17 protein-coding genes and 1 pseudogene are annotated in these 14,697 nt (G+C 70.9%); 12 read left to right on the forward strand and 6 right to left on the reverse strand.

Going from position 1 to position 14,697, the window contains the following annotated elements:
* The first annotated feature begins 206 nt into the window (after window positions 1–206).
* Both ACFXPL_RS17870 and ACFXPL_RS17875 read left to right on the forward strand, forming a co-directional pair.
* Window positions 207–554 (forward strand): pirin-like C-terminal cupin domain-containing protein, encoded by a 348-nt coding sequence (locus ACFXPL_RS17870; RefSeq protein WP_384919701.1) that lies wholly within the window; start codon window positions 207–209, stop codon window positions 552–554.
* Window positions 551–982 (forward strand): tetratricopeptide repeat protein, encoded by a 432-nt coding sequence (locus ACFXPL_RS17875; RefSeq protein WP_384919704.1) that lies wholly within the window; start codon window positions 551–553, stop codon window positions 980–982. Before ACFXPL_RS17870 ends, ACFXPL_RS17875 begins: the two co-directional genes overlap by 4 nt.
* A 29-nt stretch (window positions 983–1,011) precedes the next feature.
* Here the strand turns inward: ACFXPL_RS17875 and ACFXPL_RS17880 are convergent, their stop codons facing one another.
* A complete protein-coding gene (locus ACFXPL_RS17880) occupies window positions 1,012–1,170 on the reverse strand; it encodes a hypothetical protein (RefSeq protein ID WP_384919707.1) in 159 nt (52 codons plus the stop codon).
* A 216-nt stretch (window positions 1,171–1,386) separates the two neighbouring features.
* Between ACFXPL_RS17880 and ACFXPL_RS17885 the strand changes: the two genes are divergently transcribed.
* The gene (locus ACFXPL_RS17885) at window positions 1,387–3,630 is read left to right on the forward strand and encodes a PQQ-binding-like beta-propeller repeat protein (protein WP_384919710.1); all 2,244 of its coding nucleotides are present in this window, start codon (window positions 1,387–1,389) and stop codon (window positions 3,628–3,630) included.
* Window positions 3,631–3,824: 194 nt separating this feature from the next.
* On the opposite strand, the gene ACFXPL_RS17890 is transcribed toward ACFXPL_RS17885, so the two are convergent.
* Window positions 3,825–4,316, reverse strand: coding sequence for a MarR family winged helix-turn-helix transcriptional regulator (locus tag ACFXPL_RS17890; RefSeq protein ID WP_384919713.1), 492 nt, complete (start codon window positions 4,314–4,316; stop codon window positions 3,825–3,827).
* 121 nt (window positions 4,317–4,437) lie between these two features.
* Here ACFXPL_RS17890 and ACFXPL_RS17895 point away from each other — a divergent pair, with 121 nt between their 5' ends.
* The 9 genes and pseudogenes from ACFXPL_RS17895 to ACFXPL_RS17935 all read left to right on the forward strand — a co-directional run bounded on the left by ACFXPL_RS17895 (window position 4,438) and on the right by ACFXPL_RS17935 (window position 10,120).
* Window positions 4,438–4,599 carry a hypothetical protein gene (locus tag ACFXPL_RS17895; RefSeq protein WP_384919716.1) on the forward strand — a complete coding sequence of 54 codons (162 nt, stop codon included), beginning with the start codon at window positions 4,438–4,440 and terminating at the stop codon, window positions 4,597–4,599.
* 162 nt (window positions 4,600–4,761) lie between these two features.
* Window positions 4,762–6,015: a cytochrome P450 gene (locus ACFXPL_RS17900; RefSeq protein ID WP_384919719.1), complete on the forward strand. Its 1,254-nt coding sequence runs from the start codon at window positions 4,762–4,764 to the stop codon at window positions 6,013–6,015.
* A gap of 104 nt (window positions 6,016–6,119) precedes the next feature.
* The gene (locus ACFXPL_RS17905; protein WP_384919722.1) at window positions 6,120–6,320 is read left to right on the forward strand and encodes a ferredoxin; all 201 of its coding nucleotides are present in this window, start codon (window positions 6,120–6,122) and stop codon (window positions 6,318–6,320) included.
* A 227-nt stretch (window positions 6,321–6,547) separates the two neighbouring features.
* Window positions 6,548–6,883: a PadR family transcriptional regulator gene (locus ACFXPL_RS17910; protein ID WP_384919725.1), complete on the forward strand. Its 336-nt coding sequence runs from the start codon at window positions 6,548–6,550 to the stop codon at window positions 6,881–6,883.
* Window positions 6,880–7,770 (forward strand): hypothetical protein, encoded by an 891-nt coding sequence (locus ACFXPL_RS17915; protein ID WP_384919728.1) that lies wholly within the window; start codon window positions 6,880–6,882, stop codon window positions 7,768–7,770. Before ACFXPL_RS17910 ends, ACFXPL_RS17915 begins: the two co-directional genes overlap by 4 nt.
* A gap of 118 nt (window positions 7,771–7,888) precedes the next feature.
* Window positions 7,889–8,593: pseudogene (locus ACFXPL_RS17920) on the forward strand (DUF4184 family protein); the annotation flags it as partial.
* 363 nt (window positions 8,594–8,956) lie between these two features.
* Window positions 8,957–9,415 (forward strand): SRPBCC family protein, encoded by a 459-nt coding sequence (locus ACFXPL_RS17925; protein WP_384919847.1) that lies wholly within the window; start codon window positions 8,957–8,959, stop codon window positions 9,413–9,415.
* A 173-nt stretch (window positions 9,416–9,588) separates the two neighbouring features.
* On the forward strand, window positions 9,589–9,759 hold the full coding sequence (locus tag ACFXPL_RS17930; RefSeq protein WP_384919731.1) for a hydrophobic protein: 171 nt from the start codon (window positions 9,589–9,591) through the stop codon (window positions 9,757–9,759).
* Between the two features lie 133 nt (window positions 9,760–9,892).
* Entirely contained in the window at window positions 9,893–10,120 is a 228-nt protein-coding gene (locus tag ACFXPL_RS17935) for a DUF5133 domain-containing protein (RefSeq protein WP_384919850.1), read from the forward strand.
* A 69-nt stretch (window positions 10,121–10,189) separates the two neighbouring features.
* On the opposite strand, the gene alc is transcribed toward ACFXPL_RS17935, so the two are convergent.
* From alc to ACFXPL_RS17955, 4 genes are all read right to left on the reverse strand, one after another.
* On the reverse strand, window positions 10,190–11,389 hold the full coding sequence (gene alc, locus ACFXPL_RS17940) for an allantoicase (protein WP_384919734.1): 1,200 nt from the start codon (window positions 11,387–11,389) through the stop codon (window positions 10,190–10,192).
* 92 nt (window positions 11,390–11,481) lie between these two features.
* Window positions 11,482–13,260 (reverse strand): glyoxylate carboligase, encoded by a 1,779-nt coding sequence (gcl, locus tag ACFXPL_RS17945; protein ID WP_384919737.1) that lies wholly within the window; start codon window positions 13,258–13,260, stop codon window positions 11,482–11,484.
* Between the two features lie 23 nt (window positions 13,261–13,283).
* The gene (locus ACFXPL_RS17950) at window positions 13,284–14,180 is read right to left on the reverse strand and encodes a 2-hydroxy-3-oxopropionate reductase (RefSeq protein ID WP_384919740.1); all 897 of its coding nucleotides are present in this window, start codon (window positions 14,178–14,180) and stop codon (window positions 13,284–13,286) included.
* Between the two features lie 121 nt (window positions 14,181–14,301).
* Window positions 14,302–14,691 carry a gamma-glutamylcyclotransferase gene (locus tag ACFXPL_RS17955; protein WP_384919743.1) on the reverse strand — a complete coding sequence of 130 codons (390 nt, stop codon included), beginning with the start codon at window positions 14,689–14,691 and terminating at the stop codon, window positions 14,302–14,304.
* Between the last annotated feature and the right edge of the window lie 6 nt (window positions 14,692–14,697).

Genomic DNA, 14,697 nt, shown 5'->3' on the forward strand with positions numbered 1-14,697 from the left:
TTCCGCCGTGCGGATGCACTCCGCGACGCCCGCGACCCGAGACTCCCCGTCGACACGCGCCCCAACCTTGTCGCACCGTGACCCGTTTCCGTCCAGGCGCCGGAATGGGATGGTTGGTTGAATTGTTAACCACCTTGCGGTTGCGGCAGTCCCGCCAGGGTCTGTGCGGCATCCGAACCGGCCCCATCACCACCGTGGAGGACAACGTGCCCGCTGTGACCGTGGAGAGCACACCGCGATTGCCCCGCATACCCGAACCCGACCCGCGGACGACCGAGGAGCGCGCCGTGTGCTCGGTCACCGCCGCGCTCCAAGGCTTGGGTGAGACCCTGACCGTCGAGGCGACCACCACTGCCGGCACTCGCACCCCGGACTTCGGCGTACTCGTCCTCGGCGGCCTGCCGATCCGCGAACCGATCGCGCACCGTGGTCCGTTCGTGATGAACACCGAGGCCGGGGTACTACAGGCGATCGAGGACTTCAACAACGGCCGGCTCGGCTTCGAGAACGCCGGACGGCTGCCGCACACGGCGCCCGGAGAGGACGCGTCATGATCGACAACTTCAACGACTACCAGCCGAACGGTGATGTCGCGGCCGACCGCTGGGTAACCGCCCGGCACCTCTTCGACAACGGTGTCGGCGTCCCCCACGAGGAGACCACCACTGAGCGCTGGGAGCGCGCGCAGGCGCTCTTCGAGGCCAAGGAGTACAGCTCGGCGGCCGGACTGCTCGCCGCCGTCGTCGGCGAAGCCCCGGAACAGACCGGCCCCCGGCTGCTGCTGGCCCGCGCGTACTACCACTCCGCGCAACTGCGGAAGGCCGAGGAGCAGCTGCGGGCCGTCATCGACCGGGACCCGGTCGAGCACTACGCCCACCTCATGCTGGGGCGCACCCTGGAACGCCAGGCGCGCCACGAAGAGGCCGCGCCTTGGCTGCGCATGGCCGCCGCCTTCACCGGTGACCTTCCGGCCGACGGCTGAGCACCACGCGCGGCGTGCGCTCTGAACACCTACCGGATCCTGGTCAGGTCGGTGGCCCACAGCCGGTTCGGAGCGGGGGCCGTGAGGTCCTGATTGGCCAGGTCAGGGGCCGGGGTGGCCTGGGGATCCCGGCGCGTGAAGCCGCTGCGGCGCGGGCTGACGCCCGCGGGGTCGGTCTCGCGCAGCAACCGCTCGGCCTACGTGTGGCCACGTACGGCTGCGCTTTCTTGGCTGGCCGGTCGCCTCGGTGGGACTGTCGAGGGGAAGCCCGCCCGCACCGGGTGAGCAGCGCGCGTGGGTCACCCTCTTTGCTCTGCCGTACCGCCCTGCGGCTAGTTTGGGTGCAGGACAGGTACGCAGGCCCGTGGTGACAGAGGTGCCCGGGGGACGAGAGGTCGGGAAGAGTGTCGCTGCGCGGAGGTGATCCAACCGAGATCGGCGGTTATCCGCTTGAGGCGCGGCTCGGCTCGGGGGGCATGGGTACGGTCTTTCTGGCCCGCATGAGCTCGGGGCGACCTGTCGCGATCAAACTCATCCACCAGCAGTTCGCGGGGGACGACGAGTTCCGCATCCGTTTCCGGCAGGAGGTGGCGGCGGCGAGGCGGGTGAGTGGCGCGTTCACCGCCGCCGTGGTCGACGCCGCCCCTGAGGCCGAGCAGCCGTGGATGGCGACGACCTACATCGAGGGACAGACGCTCGCCCAGCGCATCGCGACGAAAGGTCCGCTGAACGGAGCGGAGCTGAAGATGCTCGCCATCGGGCTGGCGGAGGCGCTGCGTGACATCCACCGGGTGGGGGTCGTCCACCGTGACCTGAAGCCCTCGAACGTCGTGCTCTCGCCCGAGGGGCCGCGCGTCATCGACTTCGGCATTTCGCGCGCCGTGGACCAGCAGACGCTGACGATGACAGGGCGGGTCATCGGTACGCCGCCCTTCATGTCGCCGGAGCAGTTGCAGGCGCCGCGTGGTGTGGGGCCACGCTCCGATGTCTTCTCGCTGGGGACGCTGCTGGTGTACGCGGCGACGGGCCACGGGCCCTTCGACGCGGACAGCCCCTACATGACGGCGTATCAGGTGGTGCACGACGAGCCTTCGCTGGGTGCCGTGCCGGTGGCGTTGCGCGCGGTCGTCGAGTCGTGCCTGGCCAAGGAGGCCGAGGGGCGCCCCTCGGCGGACGAACTCCTCGTGCTGCTGCGGGACCTGCCGGCCGACCTCGGCGGGACCGACGCGAACGTGGCCGGCGCGGGCCGCACCCGCGACATGGACACCCAGCAGCACTTCGCGGCGCGGGCCACCCCGGTGCCGATTGTCCCGACCACCGCCTCGGCCGGTCCCGATACAGGGAGTACCGGCGCTCCCCTCGGCCGCCGTCTGCGTCGCCGATGGCGGCCCGTGCTCGCCACCGCGGTCGCGGTGGCCGCGATCGGCGGGGGAGCCGCCGCGCTGAAGGCGGACGGCTTCGGGGCGGACGGCGGCGGTCACAAGGACAACCGTGTCGCGGCGCCGGGAGCCGCGCTCCAGGACGGCTTCGGGCCGTGGCGCAAGACTGTGCAGGCGGGGGGCGAGGACATCCCCGACGAACTGCGTTGCGTCGCGCGCGGCGAAGCGCTGTTCTGCGGGGGCGGTGGTGTTGTCGCGACCCGTATCAAGTCCTCGGACGGCTCGCCGGTGTGGACGGTGAAGAGTTCGGGCGTCCCCGTCCAGGGCACGCACCTGGTGGGCGCCACCGACGACACGGTGCTCGGTTACCGCTTCGCTGCCCAGGACGCCCCGCAGGACCCTCCCAGTGAGGTGGTGGCCGTCGACGCGGACAATGGCCGTGAGCTGTGGTCCGTGCCGTCCGGCGCCCGGTCGATGGCTGTCACGGGTCGCACTCAGGACGCCGTTGTGGTCGGCTCCGCCGTGGTGACCGTCGACGCTTCCAACTCGCGCTTCGAGGCCCGGGACGCGCACAGCGGTACGGTCACCTGGAAGACGCCGTTCCCCGCGGGCACACAGTGCGCTCCCGTCCCGGTGGGCCCGCGGCTCCTCGCGATGTGCGCGACGGATGCGGAGGTGGATGCCTCGGAGGTGCGCCACCCCACCCTGTACTCGGTCGACCGCGCCTCGGGGACACTGGGCAGGCCCGTCGCGGTCGACGGCCCCGCCGTGCCGATGGGCGTCGCCAACGGCAGGCTCGTACTCCTGCGGGTGCGCATGGAGGGAACGGCGCCGGCCGGCTACGACGGGGTGGCGCGGGTCCACCCGGCCTCGCGGAAGGTCACGTACGCGCGGCTGTCCAGGACATACTCGGGGACGCCCGGCATGGCGGACGGCACCCTCTACGTGAGCAGGCAGACCGGTCTCGTCACGGCCATCGACCCCGCGACGGGCCGCGAGAAGTGGTCCCGGCAGACGGGCGTGGAGGGTGCGTCGGGTCCCGTGGCGGGAGCCGGCGCACTGTATTTCAGCTCGGCCACCGGCCGGGTGGTCGCGCTGTCGCCGCACGACGGCACATTCCTGTGGACGACAGATCCGCGGGCTGATGGTTTGACGGGAGAGCAGGGCGCAAGCCCGCGCGTGACCGTCGCGGGGCGGGCGGTGATCGTGGCCGCGGCCGAGAACACTCTCTTCGCCTTTGACGCGCAGAAGCCGCCGAAGTCGGGCTGACCCCGGCGGGACCGGCCGCCGACCGTCCTCCTTGCCGTGCGGACACGTCAGCGGCTCACTCGGTCAGCCCTGCTGGGCCCGGTCGTACACCTTTCTGGCCGCGGCTCGACCGGTTTCGGCAGGGCCTTCCTCAAGGCCGGGGGCGGGCTGACCCCCACGGAGTGAGCCGACGCCTCTCGGCAAGCGACAGCGGCTCAGCGGGAGGGGGACCCGGCTTCCCGGGAGGGGTGGCGGGGCCAGGGTCTGCCTGTGAGGCGTTCGATGTCCGTGTTGAACTGCTGGAGGTCGTCGAGGAAGCGGCTGAGACGTTCGGCGGGCCAGTCCGCGACCACGTCGGCCAGTCCTGTGACGACCCTGTCCCGGTCGGCGGCTACGCGATCCCTGCCCTTCTGTGTGACGCGGAATTTACGGGCCACTCCTCCCGCCGGGTCCAGCATGCGTTCGACCAGTCCGTCCTTGAGCAGGGCGGCGGTCTGCCGGGTGAAGGTGGAGGCGGCCAGGCCGAAGGCGTCGACGAAGTCGGCGACGGACATGGGGCCCTGTACTTCGAGCCGGTTCAGGAGCACGTAGGCGCTGCGATCGAGGGCGTCGCCGCCGTGCAGACGGCGGGGGGCCGTCATCTCGCGGTGCCGCGTGAGGATCAGCAGCTCCCGTTCGAGACGCTCCCCGGCCTGTTCGGCATCCATGTCAACCGCCTTCGATTTCCGTAGGGGACACGCCCACAATACGCCACGAAGTGCACCATGCATTGCGAGTGCATGTTGCACTCATTGTGCACTATGCATTTCCTGTGTACCGTGCACTTTTATGAATGCTTCCACGCTCGCGGCGCGCTCCGGCGCGGTTGTCGCCGCCCTGGCCGCGGCGGGCGTCGTGGCTTCCCTGACCGGCGTCGTCCCGGCCCGGATGAGCTACGGCGTCGGTGGCTACCCCGTTCCCGCCCTGGACGGCTTCCGTGCCGCCCCGTGAGTGGAACACCCGAAATGCCCCGGCCGAACCGGTGTGCGGCACCGGAGCCAACCCGGCCGCCGGGCCGGGTCGCGAGCGGAAAGGAGACCCCCAGGACCGCGTCGGACGACGGAATCGGCCGTCGAGCGGCGAGCACACCACCGTTGACGAGGGAGATCCCACATGAGCCGGAGCCAGAGCCGGAGCCAGAGCCGGAGTCGGAGCCGGAGCGAAGAGACCGTGCGTTACCCCCTGCCCGTCGAAGCACCGCTGGAGGCGCCGGCCGACTGGGACCGCCTGCGCACGCGGTGCCCGGTCGCCGGCGTCGAGCTGCCCAGCGGCGACCACGCGACACTCCTCACCCGGCACAAGGACATAAAAACCCTGCTGTCCGACCCCCGCTTCGTCCGCCCCACCGCCGCCGACAACGCGGCCCGCCTCGCACCCGGCGGAGCGGGCGGATCCGCGGTCACCAACGACAACGCGCTCTCCCTGCCCACCAAGGGGGAACCCCACCAGCAGTGGCGGCGCCAGGTCAGCAAGTGGTTCACCGCCAAGCGCATGACAGCGCTGCGGCCCAAAATGACCGCCACGGCCGACCAGCTCATCGACGACATGGTCGAGCGCGGCCACCCCGCCGACCTCAAGGAGGACGTGGGCTTCCTCCTGCCCGTGTACGTCATCTGCGACATGCTCGGTGTGCCCGCGACCGACCGGGACCGCTTCTCCCACTGGTCCGACGCGATGCTCAGCCTCACCCGTTTCTCCAAGGAGGAGATCGAGACCGCGCAGACCGAGTTCGTCCAGTACATGTCCGAGCACATCGCCGCCAAGCGGGAGAGCCCGGCCGACGACCTGCTCAGCATGATGATCAAGGAGAGCGAGGGTGAAGGCCGCGGGCTCTCCGACTCCGAACTCCTGGCCACCGGCATGGGCCTGCTGGTCGCCGGCCACGAGACCACCGCCAACATGATCGGCAAAATGGTGGCCATGCTCCTGGCCGACCGCGGCCGCTGGGAACAACTCCTGGGCGACCCCACGCTCGTACGCACCGCCGTCGAGGAAGCGCTCCGCTTCGACACCAACCTCGGCTTCGGTCTGAGGCGTTACATCAGCGAGGACATCGAGATCGGCGACGAGACCGTCCCCCGCGGCACCACCGTGATCTGCAGCATGCCCGCGGCCAACCGCGACGCGGACGTCTTCGACGACGCCGAGGAGATGAACCTCGCCCGCACCCCCAACCCTCACCTGATCTTCGGCGCCGGCCCCCACTCCTGCCTCGGGCAGGCGCTGGCCCGAACCGAACTCCAGGTGGTTCTGGAGGCGTTGCTGCGCAAGCTCCCCACCCTCGAACTGGCGGTGCCCGCCGAAGACCTGGAGCGGGTGGAAGGGCTCCTGGTGGGCGGCCTGCGTCAGGTGCCCGTCCGCTGGTGATCCGCCCGCGGTCCCTCGACATCCCACCCGGGCGGCCCCCTGCGCCGCCGGCCCACGACACCACATCGGTCCCACGACAACCGTTCAGGAAGAAGGGAGCCCTCATGAAGGTCACCGTCGACGAGGACAAGTGCTGCGGCGCCGGACAGTGTGTACTGGTCGCCCCGGAGGTGTTCGACCAGCGCGACGACGACGGCATCGTCATCCTCCTCGCCCCCGAGCCCGACCCGGCGGAGCACACCACGGTCCGCGAAGCCGCCGCCGTCTGCCCCGCGGCCGCCATCCTCATCAGCGACGGGACGTAACCACCGCACCCTCTGCGGGACGGCCGGGAGCTGTTGTCGAGCCGTCCCCCCCGTCCCCCGGTCCCTGCCCGCCCACAGGCCGGGCAGAGTTCGGCGGGCCATTGGCCGGTCTCCGGTGCGGTCGGTCCATTCCGTCGGGATGGCCACGGCCTCGATCGGGGGCGCCGACCCGCACGGATCCGGGGCCGCCAGGGCCGATGGTCCGTCGGGCGGAATACTCTGGAGGTATGAGTGAACGAGGAATGCAGGAGCTGGCACTGCTGCTGCTGACGGCCCTGGCGAACGCCCCTCGGCACGGATACGCCGCGGCCCAGGAGGTCAAGGCCATCACCGACGGCCGGGTGACGCCGCGTACCGGGGCGCTTTACGGGGCGCTGGACAGGCTGCTGGCGGAAGGGCTGATCCAGGTGGAGCGTGAGGAGGTGGTGGGCGGCCGGGCGCGTCGTATCTTCGCGCTCGCTCCCGCCGGACGGGAGCGGCTGGAGGTCGAGGCGGAGCGGCTGGCCGCCACCGCACGGGAGGTCAGGCGGCGGCTGGCCGACGGTGCGGCGGCGTCGGCGTGAGCGACCGCCTCGTCCGTCTGTACCCGGCTGCCTACCGGGCCGCCCACGGGCGGGAAATCGTCGATGTGCACCGGGAGCTGACGGCGGACCTGCCGCTCACGGCCCGGCTGCGGGCGGACGCCGACCTGGCCGCGCACGCGGTGCGGGTCCGACTGGGAATGGACTCGGCGTCGTCCGCGGGGCGGTTCTTCGCGCTGGCCGCTCCGTTCGCCCTGGCGGCTGCCTCGGTGGACTGCGGACTGCGGCTGACGCGCTGGTACGCCGGGCTCGTTCTCTCGCCGGCCCCGGTGCGGATCCAGCTGTCCGCCATGGAGGGGGCGTGGACCCTGTACGTACTGCTCTCCCTGCTGGTGTGCGTGGGTACGGTCATCGCCTTGACCGGCCGGTGGGCGCGGGGTGTGGGTGTGGCCGTGTGCGGGCTGTTGGGGACGGCCGTGCACGGGGCCCTCGCCGCGCCCGTGCCCGGCGAGGGGGCTGCCGCTCCGGTGGCGGCGGCGCTGCTGACCGTCGCCGTCGTCCTCTCCTGTCCTCCGGATCGACGGGATGACCGGCGGCTGTCGGTGGCGGCCGGGGCCATGGCCGCCCTGGCGTGGTTCCCCGTCGCCGCCGTGAACGCGGGGGCCTATACGGGGGCCTTCGGCGTGACCACGGATTACGGTGCCTGGCCGGTGCTGGTCCTCGCCTTCACGGGAGCCGCCCTGGCGCTGCGCGCGCGTTCACCGGGTCTGCGTGAACTCGGGGCGATGGCCGTGGCGTCACCTCCGCTGGTCGCCCACGCCTACACGGACGCGTGGGCCGATCTCCGCCCCGTCCTCGGCGTACTCCTCCTGCTGCCGCTCGCCGCCGCGCTCACGGCGTCCTTCCAGGCGGTACGTCGGCGACGCTGACCCCGGCTCTCCTGGTGCTTCGACCGGCGGCTCCCTCGCGCTGGACCGTGCCCTGCCCCGCACGTGTTGCGATAGTCCGTTGAAGTGAATACTCTCTTCTGTGTTCTATCCGTGCCTGATGTCGGGTGCCTCAGGGGAAGCGCCGCCGCGGTGGGGCGCGCGGTGGCCCCCGCCCGGTCTCGTCCGAGCAGAGAAGACCGTCGAGTTGCCTTTCACCCTGTCCCACCCCGCGGCGGTCCTGCCGCTGCTGCGCCGGCCCTTCGTCCCGGCGGCTCTGGTCGCGGGCGCCATGGCACCCGACGTCCCGTACTTCCTGGCCGTGCTCGGCGTGTCCGCGACCAACTCCGAGGACTGGTACGGGCCGTTCCTCAATGCCACGCAGACCCACGCACCCCTTGCGGGCCCGCTGGTCGCCCTGCCCTGTGCCATCGCTCTGGTCGCCGCCTACGGGCTGCTGCGCGCGCCGCTCACGGCGCTGCTCCCGTCCGGCCTCCGCCTTCCGGAACCGGAGCGGGCCACCGGCGCGCGAGCCAAGGCCCGTTGGACCATGTGGCTGCTGGTCTCCGCTCTGATCGGTATCGCCTCCCACCTGGCGTGGGACTCCTTCACTCACGGCGACGGCTTCCTGGTCACCCACGTAAGGCCGCTGCGCGCCTCGGCGTCGGGAGGTCTGACGGTCGCCCGGCTGCTGCAGTACGCGAGCACCGCCTTCGGCCTGGCGGCCGTCGGACGGCATCTGTGGCGGCGCCGGAGCCGTCCACGCACCTACGGCGGCACCGACACCGTCGCCCGGCTCGGTCCCGTCATGCGGTGGAGCGTGGTGGCCCTGCTGATCGCGGCGCCTCTGCTGGGCGGCGCCGTCAACGCGCGTGAGGACTTCCACGCCCACCGCCAGGTGACCGAAGCGGACTACAGCCGGCCGACCACCGTCGACCTGGGCGACGGTGCGAGCGAGACCAGCTATCCCTCCAGGACGGCCCGGGCTCCATGGGGGACCCTCGCCGAGGGCGTGTTCACCGGCGTCGCCAAGAGAGCGGGCGCCTCGTTCGCCGCCGTACTGCTCCTGTACGCCGCCGCCTGGCAGTTCGGCGCGATCGCTGTACGCGGGACGCGGCGCGGCCGGTGTTTCATTCCTTGCGGAGCGGAAAGCCGACGCAGGCACCCTTCTCGCGAAAGGAGACACCTGATGAGCACGATCACGGAATCCGTGGACGTCGAGGTACCGGTCCGTACCGCGTACAATCAGTGGACGCAATTCGAGGAATTCCCGCATTTCATGGAGGGCGTGGAGCAGGTCACTCAGCTCGACGGCCGCCACAACCACTGGGTCATGAGTGTCGCGGGTGCCCGCAGGGAGTTCGACACGGAAATCGTCGATCAGCTCCCGGACGAGCGGGTCGCCTGGCGCACCGTGTCCGGCGAGGTGAAGCAGGAGGGCGTCGTCACCTTCGAGGAGCTGGACGACACCCGCACGCGAGTCCATCTCGCGATGATCGTCGATCCTGCGGGCATGGCGGAGAAGGCGGCTGACATGGCCGGCATCATCGACCGCCTGGCAAAGGGTGACCTGCGGCGCTTCAAGCAGTTCATCGAGGAGCGCGGGGCCGAGAGCGGTGCTTGGCGCGGCCGGATCCCTCCGGTCTGACCTCAGTCCCACCCGACCTGGCGGGCAGGCAGCCGCACGGTCCGGAAACGGACACCGATCGGTGAGTGCCGCGCGGTCGGCGAGTACGGCGCAGTCGTCCGGCACCCGAACCGGGAAACCCGGTCCGTGTAGGGCCGGAATTTCGGGGCATCCGAATTTCAGGAGGTACTGACATGGTTCCGCTGCTTTTGGTTCTGCTTCTCGCTCTGATTCTTTTCGGTGCGGGGTTCGCGGTGAAGATTCTCTGGTGGATCGCCCTGGCCGTACTGGTTCTGTGGCTGCTCGGATTTGTCGCACGCGGTGCGTCCGCCGGCGGGGGCAGGTCACGCTGGTATCGGTGGTAGCCGTATCCATGACGGCAGGCAAGGAAAGGGCGGCGGAGATTCTCCGCCGCCCTCCCCGCGTACGGACGGGGATGCGGGGTACGCGGCTCTCGGCCGCACCTGCTTCCGGCCCATGACGAAGGGAACCCGTCCCATGCTGATGGCCCACCCCGCGGTGTTGCGCGACCTCATCGAGCAGTACCAGGTGCTCCGCATGCTGCACGCGGAAGAGGGCGGCACGGAGGCCCGTCGGCGTATGGACAACGTCGCCTACACGCTGTGCGTGGCGACGGGAACGCGGGACGTGGACGCCGCGCTGATCGCGGCCCGGTTCCGGCTGCCGGGAGCGCGCGTGGAGGACGACTCCGTCCTCACTTCCTGAGCTCGGACCCACGTCCCCGGGGCATGCCCCGGGGACCAGGCGTCTCCTGAGGGCAGCGCCCTCCTGTGATCAGTGCCCCGCCGCCAGCAGGTTCCGTACGCGCCCGGCGAGGTCCGGGGTGGTCCCCTCCAGCGCCTTCGTCAGCCCCGCCGGGTCGGTGAAGGGGCGTGCGAGGGCGAAGTCCCGCGCCCACTCCCGGTCGGCGCCGCATTCGGCGACGAGGGCGTGGACCGCCTGCGTGGTGGGGAGCAGGTCGAACCAGCGCAGCCCCAGTGCCGCGAGCCCGTCCTCGGTGGGTTCGCCGATGAGCCGCAGGCGCGCCAGCCCGCCGTCCGGGTAGACGTCCATCCGGACGTGGGTCACGGGCCGGGTGGCGCGCAGCCGGAAGCGGTGCCGGGTGTCCCGTTGCAGCCGGGTACGCGGCAGCAGGTCGGACCATGCCTCAGGATCGGACAGGTCCCCGGCGGTGGCGTCGATGCCCTGGAGACGGGCCGAGCCGGGTGCGTTGCCGATGAAGTACGAGGTGTCGATGCCCGCTTGGGCGATACGGCCCCGCGCGGCCAGCTCGACCACCATCCAGTCGTTGCCCGCGCCGCGGCGCCGGCGTGTCTCCCAGCCGTCCCCCATCACCCGGGGCAGCCCGGGGGCGAGGACATTGTTGGGCGGGGAGTAGAAACGGTCGCTGGCGTCGACGACGGCGCCGCCGTTCTCCGTCGAGGCGAGGTCCCAGGCGGTCCCGGTGAGGAAGCGCGGGTCCGGGATCACCTGGCCGTGGATCCGCAGCCGTGCCACCCCGCCGTCGGGGTGGATGTTCAGCCGTACATGGGTGAAGCGCTGCTCGGCATCGACGTCGAAGCGGTGCTCGCTGTCACCGCGCAGGGCGCTCCGGGGGACGATGGGCACCCACTCCGCGCCGCCGAGTTCGTCGGCGGTCGGATATCCCTCCATCGCGCACGCGTCCAGCGAGCAGTGCTCGGGGTAGTTCCCCGTGAAGTGGGCCGTGTCCACGACGATGCCGCGGATCAGGCCGGGGGCGCCGAGGCGGACGACCGCCCAGTCGTGGTCGCCCTCCTCGAACTCCGGGCGGCGGCGCCTGGTCTCCCAGCCGTCCATGATCTGGCCCTTGTGACCGAAGGTGTGGGGCTGGAAGACCGGCGGCGCCGGGCGCAGCAGGTTCTCCTTCTCCGCGAAGAACTCGTCGTTGGCCGCCACGACGCCGGCGCCGAGTGAGCGGGCGGCGAGGTCGGGCAGCAGGGTGAAGTCGGTCATGCGTCTCCTCTGTTCTGTTCCGGAACGGCTTCGGGCACCGGCCCGAAGCCGTTCAACCATTCAGCCGTTCAGCCGTTCAGCTTTTCGACCGCTCAGGCGCGGTGGGCGAGGGTCGCGGTGGGCGCGTGCTCCGTGTCGGTGGCCAGCTCCTCGAACTCGGTGACGTTGTCGAGTTCGGTGCCCATGGCGACATTGGTGACCCGTTCGAGGATGATCTCCACGATCACCGGGACACGGTGCTCGGCCATGAGCTTCTTGGCCTCCTCCAGGGCAGGCTGGATGCCGTCCGGCTCGAAGACACGGATGGCCTTGCACCCCAGCCCTTCGGCGACCTTGACGTGGTCGACCCCGTAACCGCCCAGCTCCGGCGCGTTGATGTTGTCGAACGACAGCTGGACGCAGAAGTCCATGTCGAAGCCGCGCTGCGCCTGCCGGATCAGCCCGAGGTAGGCGTTGTTGACGACGACGTGGAGGTACGGGATCTTGAACTGCGCGCCGACGGCCAGCTCTTCGATGAGGAACTGGAAGTCGTAGTCACCGGAGAGCGCGACGACGGTGGCCTCCGGCTCGGCCGTCGCGACCCCCAGCGCGGCGGGGAGGGTCCAGCCCAGCGGGCCGGCCTGTCCTGCGTTGATCCAGTGCCGCGGCCGGTAGACGTGCAGCATCTGCGCCGCCTGGATCTGCGAGAGACCGATCGTGCTGACGTACCGTGTGTCGCGGCCGAACGCCTTGTTCATCTCCTCGTAGACACGCTGTGGTTTGACCGGCACCTGGTCGAAGTGGGTCTTGCGCAGCATCGTCCGCTTGCGCTCCCGGCAACTGTCCGACCAGGCGGAGCGGTCCTTGAGAGCCCCGGCGTCCTTGAGTTCCCTCGCGGCCTGCACGAACAGTTCGAGGGCGGCCTTGGCGTCGGAGACGATGCCGCGGTCCGGGGCGAACACCCGGCCGATCTGGGTCGGTTCGATGTCCACGTGGACGAAGGTGCGTCCCCGTGTGTACGTGTCGAGGCCGCCGGTGTGCCGGTTGGCCCAGCGGTTCCCGATGCCGAGCACGAAGTCCGAGGCGAGCATCGTGGCGTTGCCGTACCGCTGGGACGTCTGGAGGCCGACCATGCCGGCCATGAGGGGGTGGTCGTCCGGGATGGCGCCCCAGCCCATCAGGGTGGGCACGACCGGAACGCCGGTCAGCTCGGCGAACTCCACCAGCAGGTCGCTCGCGTCGGCGTTGATGACACCGCCGCCGGCGACGAGCAGCGGCCGGTCGGCCGCCTGCAGCAACTCGATCGCCTTGTCGATCTGCGTCCGTGTCGCGGCCGGCTTGTAGACCGGGAGCGGTGTGTACGTGTCCGGGTCGAACTCGATCTCGGCCATCTGGACGTCGATCGGCAGATCGATCAGCACCGGGCCGGGGCGGCCCGAACGCATCAGGTGGAACGCCTGCTGGAGGGCGCCGGGCACCTGCGCGGGTTCGAGCACGGTCATCGCCATCTTGGTCAGCGGCCCCGCGACCGAGGTGATGTCGACCGCCTGGAAGTCCTCCTTGTGCAGCTTGGCCACCGGCGCCTGGCCGGTGATGCACAGGATCGGGACCGAGTCGGCGATGGCCGAGTAGAGACCGGTGACCATGTCGGTGCCCGCGGGGCCACTGGTGCCCACGCAGACGCCGATGTTGCCCGGTTTGGCCCGGGTGTAGCCCTCGGCCATGTGCGAGGCGCCCTCGACGTGCCGGGCGAGGATATGGGTCAGGCAGCCGTCGCCGCGCATCGCGGCGTAGAACGGGTTGATCGCCGCGCCGGGCAGACCGAAGACGTGGGTGATGCCCTCACGCTTCAGGATCTCCACCGCGGCCTGGGCCGCAGTCATGCGAGCCATGAGGTTCTCCTTCGGGTCGTGGGTCAGTGGTGGGTGCGGCCGGCGAGGCGCTGGACGCCCCGCAGCAGCGCCGAGTGGTCCAGTCCGCCGTCGCCGCAGGCGCGTGCGGAGGCGACGAGCTGGGCGACGAGGGCGCCGACGGGCAGCGGGGCGCCCACCGCACGGGCGGCGTCGGTGACGATGCCCATGTCCTTGTGGTGCAGGTCGATGCGGAAGCCGGGCTTGAAGTCGCCGCTCACCATCGCCGCACGCTTGCGGTCGAGGACGGTGGAGCCGGCCAGCCCGCCGCCCAGGACGTCGAGCGCCGCGGCCAGATCCACCCCGGCGTTCTCCAGGAAGACCACGGCCTCGGCCAGGGCCTGCAGGTGGACGGCGACGATGAGCTGGTTGGCGGCCTTGACGGTCTGGCCGGCGCCGTGCGGGCCGACGTGCACGACGGTGGTGCCCAGCGCGTCGAACACCGGCCGGGCGTCGGCGAAGTCGTCGGCCTCGCCGCCGACCATGATGGACAGGACGGCCTCGATCGCGCCGGCCTCTCCGCCGGAGACCGGGGCGTCGAGCGTACGGACGCCCCGCTCGCGCGCGGCGGCGTCCACCTCCAGGGCGGTTCCCGGGGTGATGCTGCTCATGTCGATCAGGAGGGTGCCCGGCGCGGCGTGCCGCAGGACGCCGTCCTCGCCGAGGACGACGTCCTTGACCTGGGCGTCGGCCGGGACCATGGTGATCACGACCTCGGCGTCACGCACCGCCTCGGCGATGCTGCCGGCGCCCTGGCCACCGGCGGCGATCAGCCGGTCGACGGGGGAGCTGCTGCGGTTGTGACCGGTCACGGTGTGACCGGCCTTCACGAGGTTGGCGGCCATCGGGCCGCCCATGATGCCCAGTCCGATGAAAGCGATCTTCCGAGGGGTGGCACTCACCGTGCGTCCTCCTTCTGTCGTGGTGTCGTGATGTCGTTGTGTTGGGTTGTGCCGTGGTGAACGTGGTGGTGCGGTGTCGTGGTGGTGCGGTGCGGACCCCGCGCCACCCGGGGACATCGGCTCAGGCGTCGCGACCGAGGGTCTTCAGGTAGGCGCGCCAGCCACCGAACTCGGTGATCTCCGTGTGGATGCCCTTCTCCAGCTCCCCACGGCGCAGCACCATCGAGAAGCACGAGGAACCGTCCTGGAGCTTGATGATGCTGAACTCCAGCTCCGCCGGTTCGCTGGGCAGCAGTTCGTCGCGCAGCACCTCGTCGGGGACGTCGTAGACCTCGCCCTCCACGGTGGTGTCGACGCCCGGGTCGGGGAGCAGCCCGGGGCAGGTGTCACGGATCGAGAAGAAGCGGTGGCCGGGGGCGGTATGGGTCTTCGCCACCAGAGGGGCGCCGCCCAGGTGGTGGTGGAAGGGACCGCCCTCCATCGCCTGGCCGTTGAGGAACATGCGTGCCATGGGATC

The organism is Streptomyces sp. NPDC059092 (assembly GCF_042756365.1).
Classification (GTDB): domain Bacteria; phylum Actinomycetota; class Actinomycetes; order Streptomycetales; family Streptomycetaceae; genus Streptomyces.

Coding starts and splice junctions, on each gene's coding strand:
- ACFXPL_RS17875 (WP_384919704.1), top strand. CDS start 551: ATGATCGACAACTTCAACGACTACCAGCCGAACGGTGATGTCGCGGCC.
- ACFXPL_RS17890 (WP_384919713.1), bottom strand. CDS start 4,316: ATGGATGCCGAACAGGCCGGGGAGCGTCTCGAACGGGAGCTGCTGATC.
- ACFXPL_RS17895 (WP_384919716.1), top strand. CDS start 4,438: ATGAATGCTTCCACGCTCGCGGCGCGCTCCGGCGCGGTTGTCGCCGCC.
- ACFXPL_RS17900 (WP_384919719.1), top strand. CDS start 4,762: ATGAGCCGGAGCCAGAGCCGGAGCCAGAGCCGGAGTCGGAGCCGGAGC.
- ACFXPL_RS17905 (WP_384919722.1), top strand. CDS start 6,120: ATGAAGGTCACCGTCGACGAGGACAAGTGCTGCGGCGCCGGACAGTGT.
- ACFXPL_RS17910 (WP_384919725.1), top strand. CDS start 6,548: ATGAGTGAACGAGGAATGCAGGAGCTGGCACTGCTGCTGCTGACGGCC.
- ACFXPL_RS17925 (WP_384919847.1), top strand. CDS start 8,957: ATGAGCACGATCACGGAATCCGTGGACGTCGAGGTACCGGTCCGTACC.
- ACFXPL_RS17930 (WP_384919731.1), top strand. CDS start 9,589: ATGGTTCCGCTGCTTTTGGTTCTGCTTCTCGCTCTGATTCTTTTCGGT.
- ACFXPL_RS17935 (WP_384919850.1), top strand. CDS start 9,893: ATGCTGATGGCCCACCCCGCGGTGTTGCGCGACCTCATCGAGCAGTAC.
- alc (WP_384919734.1), bottom strand. CDS start 11,389: ATGACCGACTTCACCCTGCTGCCCGACCTCGCCGCCCGCTCACTCGGC.
- gcl (WP_384919737.1), bottom strand. CDS start 13,260: ATGGCTCGCATGACTGCGGCCCAGGCCGCGGTGGAGATCCTGAAGCGT.
- ACFXPL_RS17955 (WP_384919743.1), bottom strand. CDS start 14,691: ATGGCACGCATGTTCCTCAACGGCCAGGCGATGGAGGGCGGTCCCTTC.